Below are 6,624 nucleotides of genomic sequence, written 5' to 3'. Positions count from 1 at the left end.
TCGTTCAAGGTCAGTCGTCAACTCTTCCTGCCTCTCCGTCGTTGAGCTTTCGAATTCGCTGGTACCGGGACACCCGATTGCGATGTAATGTTGCTTGAGGCGTGCGGCAGATGAGAATCTACCGGCCAGTCGACGGGCGCTAGCCCCGGTTGAATGCGGGCACAACCGCGGCTAGCGCCGTGCGGCTCGCGGGCAGGTAATATACCGCGAGCGGGGTGGAATGAGACATTCGGGCTCGCGGGAGTAAGAAGAGCGAAAAATATCGGCGTCCGCCGCGGCCAGCATAAATCATCTGCCGCTCGCCTAAGACACGGATTCGAGTTCTGAAACCGGCAGTCGCGGTCGGGCCTTCGGCCGACGCCTGCTGTGATTGCAGTACGGTACTCAGTCGGCACGAAATAACGCGATTCTCTGTTCATCCGGACAAGTGGCTCATTGAAAGACGACATGCAAACACGGGAGGCCGTAAGGACACTTACCACGTCCGACGGTATGACACTGCATTTTCGGCACTACCCGGCCACAGGAATCCGCCGTGGAATTGTCGTTGCACTGCACGGCATTCAAAGCCACTCCGCGTGGTACGAGTTTTCGTCGCGCAGGATGGCCGACGCAGGTTTCGACGTGTACTTCGCGGACCGGCGAGGTTCGGGACTCAACGGTCGCCTGCGCGGTCATGCCGATCACGGGATGCGGCTGCTGAACGATGTGCGACAGTTGGTGCGGCTGGCGAAAAATTGGAAAGCGGAATCACAGGCAGCCAAGCCGGGCTGTCATCGGCCGGGAGATGTGCCGGTGACGTTGCTGGGTGTGAGTTGGGGAGGCAAGATTGCGGCGGCATTCGCGGCGACGTATCCGGAACTCATCGATCGCCTGGCGCTCTTGTATCCGGGGCTGGAGCCGAAGTTGTGTCCGACATGGTGGCAGCGGCTTCGGCTGCACCTGGCTCGGCGGCATGATGTTCGGCACAAGTCGGTTGAAATCCCCCTGAGCGATCCGGCTTTGTTCACCGACGATGCCGGATGCAGAAAGTTCATCGCCGACGACCCCCTGGCACTACACCATGTGACGAGCGGTCTTCTGAACGCCGGAAATGACCTTGATGAAATCATCCGACAGAACGCGGATCGCATCACCCATCCGACACTCGTGATGCTGGCCGGACACGACGAAATCATCGACAACGCGGCAACTCGGCGACGAGTCGCGACGTTCTCCATCCGGCACCTGACGCAGATCTGCTATTCGGAAGCACGGCATACTCTCGAATTCGACGCTTCCAGAGAACTGTTTGCACGAGATCTGGTCCACTGGCTGTCCACGGAAAGGCTCGAACCAACAGCCACCACAGTTCTCAGAATGGCCCCGTCCTGAGACAGCCGTTCGACGACATCTCGCAGTCGCAATTTTCGGCACGACTTCAGATCATCCAGTCCATCGACTCCAACACCGCAAGGTTCAGCGCCAGCGCTGCCGAACGACATTTGATTCGTGTCTGAGAGCCACATCAGCGTGGACTCCGATGTTCGGATGCCCATTCGGTTTCCGCCCGACAGTATGGCGGCGAGGCGTTTCTTCACCGCCGATTCGCTCGTAAGAATGCCGACCTGTCTATACTGGCCGCGGCGGACGCCGATACTTTTCGCTCTTCATACTCCTGCGAGCCCGAATGTCTCATTCTGCCCCGATCGCGGTATACAGTGATGCCTCACGACAACTTCGACACTGCGTCACCGGGAATCTGCGTGCCGGCCGATCGCGGGGCAACGAGATACATCGATTGCACGAACACGGCCTGCCGCTAGAATGCCGGCCTCGGCGTGGTGACCCGTCGCGGACTCAATCTGCTTCGTCTGACTTCAGAAGTTCCGGCGCAGTGAATCGCAATTCTGGGATAGGTCGCATCCTCGCTGGTGTTTTCACGGGGTGTAGCTCAGCTTGGTAGAGCGCGTGCTTCGGGAGTACGAGGTCGCACGTTCAAATCGTGTCACCCCGATTTGACGAAACGGGTCCGGCAGCGAAGGATGTCCCCAGAATTGTCCCCAAAACGGGGACAAGGAGGATGCATCGATGCGAAAGCCGTTTTTCAAGAAGTCTCACAAGTCGTGGTATGTGCATCATCAGGGTCGGATGCAAAAGCTCGGGCCGGACAAGGATGAAGCTTTCCGGCGGTACCACGAACTCATGGCCGATGACGCTCCCGTCAGCGACGGTGACCGCGTTGCAACGCTGGCCAACGCTTACCTTGAGTGGTGTCAAAAGAACCGTTCTGCACAGACGTATGACTTCTACCAGAAGTTCATTTCGTCGTTCATCCGCTCAACGGGCGTGAAGCTGCTGATCGGCAATCTCAAGCCGTTTCATGTCACGAACTGGCTTGACAGCCAGAAGCGGTGGAACGACACGACGAAGCACAATGCCGTGCGAGCCGTGAAGCGAGTGTTCAATTGGGCTGTCCGGGATGGCAGATTGCAGAAAAGTCCGCTGCTGACGGTTGAACGTCCGACACCGCGGCGCCGTGAAGTTTTTGTGAGCGTCGACCAGTTCGAACTGATCCTGAAACAGGTCGCGGACCAGCAGTTCCGCGACTACTTGCAGTTTCTCAGCGAAACCGGTGCTCGGCCGCAGGAGGCGAAGCTGGTCGAGGCCCGGCACTGCGAACTTGACGCTGCCCGAATTGTCCTGCCTGCTTCTGATGCGAAGGGAAAGCGATTTCCTCGCGTCATCTATCTGACGGAAGCAGCCTGTCGGCTTGTCGCAAGGATCTGCCAGGAGCAGCCGGACGGGCCACTGTTGCGGAACATGGACGGAAATCCGTGGACAAAAGATTCTGTCAACTGTCGGTTCCGACGGCTTCGAGCACGATTGGAAAAAGCAGAGACGCCCATCCCTGGTCTCTGTGCCACTGCAGTGAGACACGGATTTGCCACGACCGCACTGAAGAATGGAGTCGATCCCGTGACGGTCTCCATTCTCATGGGGCACGCCGACGCTTCCCAAGTCGCCAAAACGTACCAGCACCTTGCGGTGGATTCCGAGTTTCTCAGGAATTCGATTGCCAAAGCAAGAGGGCGGAGACAAACGAGTTGACTGCCGATCAGGTACAGGAGTTCGGTGTTTCGAGTGCGAATACCACCTGCGAGACCAGATGCTTCATTGGCCCCGGAGGCCGCTGCTGCGGGTGCGTGGATCAGGGAAAACACTGGCTTTCAGAGTTTCGGCACGTCCACAGTTTACAGAGTCTCCCGCGATTTTAAAGGGGATTCCTGCATCGTTTCCTGCACTGGCACCGGGGTTCTGCGTCCGGACGTGTGGGCCCGGTCTAATCCGGAGTCGATCCGCGCATGCCGCGTCGAGGAACGTCGGCAACAGGCCGCCCGCCGCGACCGCAATCGCCTGGAACGCCGTCTGAACCGGCTCAATAGGTCCATCAAATCCTGACCACGCCCGGCCCACAGACGACTGATGCCGATGGGCGCCTACCTTGTTTGCCCGAAACGGTTGTCTGGAGGCTGCAGCGAGAAGTCTGTCGTCGGGAGCACCTGTCGACGTCAACCGAATGGTGGATGTGCAAGCGAACGAGCACAACGTTGCTCGACGAGCAGTCCCCGGCGTGGGCGGCTGCCGTATCAGGTCTGGGGTAGCGTCGCGATCAGTCGATCGACCTGGGGATACCGTTTTGCCGCAAGCTTCAGAATCGCACGAGCAGGCTCGGTCATGTCGTAGTACAGGTACGCGGCGGCGCGGTCGATGGCGCTTTCCAGATCTGTGAGATCCTGGGACGGTGAAATCCCTTTGTCCGAACTGAGATCCAGTTCTCGCATCATTCCGAAGCGGAAGCCGGGGCCGGGTGGCGGCATGGTGATGCCGTTGTTTTTGAGAAGCCGGACGAACAGAGCGTGATGGTCCTCCGCCCAGTGGTCCCAACTGCGATCGGCGACGACGGCGGCGTGCTGCAGCTTTTTCCGGTAACAGTCGGTGACCAGTTGCGTGAGTGCTTCGGCGTCGCCTGCCGGATACAACAGGATGCGTTCGGTTGGACAGAGTTCGGGAACGGCACCGACTCCTTCCGGCGCAATCACCGGTTTGCCCATTGCTAATCCTTCCAGCAGGCTCAGCGGGCCGCCTTCGACCGTGGCGGGGATCAGGACGTAGTCCACACGCTGATAGAGTTCCCGCAGTGACTCCTGAGGCAGCATGCCTTCTGTGGCGACCAGTTCGATGAATGGCAGTTGCCGGATGCGTTCGACGAGGTGCCGGCCCTTCCGCGGATGATCGAGCCGGCCGATGACGCCCAGCACCAGACTCGGCCGGTAGCGGTAAGCATCGAAGCCCATCCGAATGTGAGCGACCTCGCGCGGCGTCCGGTCTTTCAGCCAGTCGGCGTAGACACTCGCCATGCAGACGCAGCAGTGAATGCTCCGGGCGCGTTCCAGAAAGTCGTGAGTGTCGTCTCGGTGAGTGAAGAAGCCGACATCGATAAGCCCGCTTGGCCGCTCATAGAGTGCATAGTTCACATAGTAAGCCAGACGGCCCTGGCGATCCGGACGCCATGCGGCAAACTTCGAATACGGCAGCTTGCCGACCAGCACGGACGACAGTTTCTGCAGAATCCAGTTGTCGGTCGGGCCGACAATCTGCACGAGCGGATCGGGAAGGTCTGGCGAGCGTTCCATGGACGTGGCTTTGCACGGTGAAGCATGTGTCGCCGTGGCGGTGCCGGAGGATGAAGGCACGGGACGTGCGGCATCAAGCCGGATGTTCGCCGCTCACGCAGGGGATGCAAGCTTCACGGACCTTTTTCGATTCGAACCCACCGCAGTCACGTTGTCTCCGGACCGCATCGTTGTCACAGCTCTGGTTCTTCCGAATTTTTTCACCGTATGCAGCCAGAGTTCCTCGGACGTTCCCAGCCGCTCCAGAACCGGCGGAGCGTTCTCCGAAATCACGCCGCGTTTTCCGGGATGAAGCTGGCGGCCGGTCCAGTCGACGAGTTGCAGGTATTCGGCCAGAGTCATCGGCAGGCAGCCTTTGTTGGTGGCTCGGCGAGGGTTGGATTCTTCGCGGACCTTCTTTCGCTTTGGATCCAATTCCACCGGAGCCAGCCAGCCGGCTCGTGGGCCGTGTTCGACGCGGGCGTCCACCGTGTCCCTTCGCCCCTGCGGGGGAGAAGGTGCCCGAAGGGCGGATGAGGGGGCCTGTTCGGCTGCCGACTTCGCGCCGTGCTCTGATAACTGAACGCTGTCGTCTGAAATCTGCTCCGCCGATTTCAGATCGGCCACGCGTTCCTGAACGCTGGTAAACTCGCTGTCTTCCGGAGTCTCCGCCAGACCGGCTCGCACGGGGTTCAGGTCGACATAGACCATGCACGCGGCAATGGCTTCTTCATCGGGCAGCACCTGAGCCTTGAAGCGGCCTTCCCAGAACCGGCCCGTGCATTCGTCTTCGGCGTTGGCCATGCGGGCAATCACTTCCGACATGCACCGCATGAACCACGACACGCTCGACAGCCGCTTGCGGCGTTCTTCGAGCGTCGCGGCGTCATTGATGATCGCATTGAGATCCGTCTCGGCCGGTTCCGCCGCCGATCCGTCCTGATTGCGTCGCAGAGGAAACAACTGCCACCACCGCCGAGCGACTTCTTCGTCGGACCATCCCGCCACCACATCCGGCCGAGTCCTCAGCACGACGTGAAAGTGGTTGCTCATCACGGCAAACCCCGTGACCTCGACGCCAAACACCCCGGCCAGGAACTCCAACCGATTGCGAATCCACTGCCGCCGATGCTCGTAGTCCTGCCCCGACACCGGGTCCATCCCACAAAGAAACCCCCGCCTCACACAGCGATTGATGCAGTGAACCACCTGAACCTCATCCTCCGACAACACCTCCCGACGATTCACTCGTGCCATGACGACAGCCTCTTGAACAACTGAAAACTGAAAGAAGCGACACCGCACTGCGGTTGCCAGAGCGGATGGTAATCGGCAAACTCACGCTCGTCAACTATGGATGGCCCCGTCTTTTCCTCGTCAACTATGGATGGCCCCGTCTTTTCCGCCGCCATACAAAGGCCGCCACCAAATCACCTCAACGCCACTGCCCGCAGCGCACACCATCAATCCGGCCATTTTCCAAGAGGACACTGAAACGCTCTGCCCCGCGCTTTCACCAGGAGCTGGCATCCGCAGCTCATGCAGCGGTTGCCCTGCCGCTGCTCGCAGTCTTCGCAGATCTCCAGACGCCGGCGGTAAGCGTCTTCATCCAGCGTGCGGCAGCCGTCCGCCAGGAATGAGGCCACCGCCTGAGTCACATTCCACGCCTGTTTCCACAACCGCGGCGGACGCCGCGTCTTCCCGTCGCGCGAAACCGGCTGCGACGGAAGCTCGCGAACACTGCACAGCCCGCAGATCTCCGCCGTCACCATCCCGCGGGCCGCCCGGACCAGCGAATGCGAACAGTGATACACCACAGACTCAGCAACGCCCGTGCGGTGAGAGCACTCCGGCAATGCCACCGATCCGTGATCCACCACGTTCCTCCCGATACCGCCGCGAGAATTCTGACCTGCACCATCCACCGCCGGAGTCCATCCGGCAACTGGCGTCAACCTGACGCGGAGCC

The 6,624-nt window shown here is 60.2% G+C and carries 5 protein-coding genes and 1 tRNA gene; 3 read left to right on the top strand and 3 right to left on the bottom strand.

Going from position 1 to position 6,624, the window contains the following annotated elements:
- The first annotated feature begins 492 nt into the window (after positions 1–492).
- The 3 genes from R3C19_27235 to R3C19_27225 all read left to right on the top strand — a co-directional run bounded on the left by R3C19_27235 (position 493) and on the right by R3C19_27225 (position 3,090).
- Positions 493–1,374: an alpha/beta fold hydrolase gene (locus R3C19_27235; protein ID MEZ6064056.1), complete on the top strand. Its 882-nt coding sequence runs from the start codon at positions 493–495 to the stop codon at positions 1,372–1,374.
- A gap of 548 nt (positions 1,375–1,922) precedes the next feature.
- Positions 1,923–1,996 (top strand) — tRNA-Pro (locus tag R3C19_27230).
- Positions 1,997–2,070: 74 nt separating this feature from the next.
- Positions 2,071–3,090: a tyrosine-type recombinase/integrase gene (locus tag R3C19_27225; GenBank protein ID MEZ6064055.1), complete on the top strand. Its 1,020-nt coding sequence runs from the start codon at positions 2,071–2,073 to the stop codon at positions 3,088–3,090.
- 539 nt (positions 3,091–3,629) lie between these two features.
- On the opposite strand, the gene R3C19_27220 is transcribed toward R3C19_27225, so the two are convergent.
- The 3 genes from R3C19_27220 to R3C19_27210 all read right to left on the bottom strand — a co-directional run.
- A complete protein-coding gene (locus R3C19_27220; GenBank protein MEZ6064054.1) occupies positions 3,630–4,676 on the bottom strand; it encodes a glycosyltransferase in 1,047 nt (348 codons plus the stop codon).
- A gap of 93 nt (positions 4,677–4,769) precedes the next feature.
- A complete protein-coding gene (locus R3C19_27215) occupies positions 4,770–5,912 on the bottom strand; it encodes a hypothetical protein (GenBank protein ID MEZ6064053.1) in 1,143 nt (380 codons plus the stop codon).
- Between the two features lie 206 nt (positions 5,913–6,118).
- Positions 6,119–6,624: hypothetical protein (locus R3C19_27210; protein MEZ6064052.1), on the bottom strand; the 506-nt coding region annotated here is incomplete at its 5' end.

The organism is Planctomycetaceae bacterium, assembly GCA_041398785.1.
Classification (GTDB): domain Bacteria; phylum Planctomycetota; class Planctomycetia; order Planctomycetales; family Planctomycetaceae; genus JAWKUA01.
This window is presented reverse-complemented; position numbering and strand designations above follow the sequence as displayed.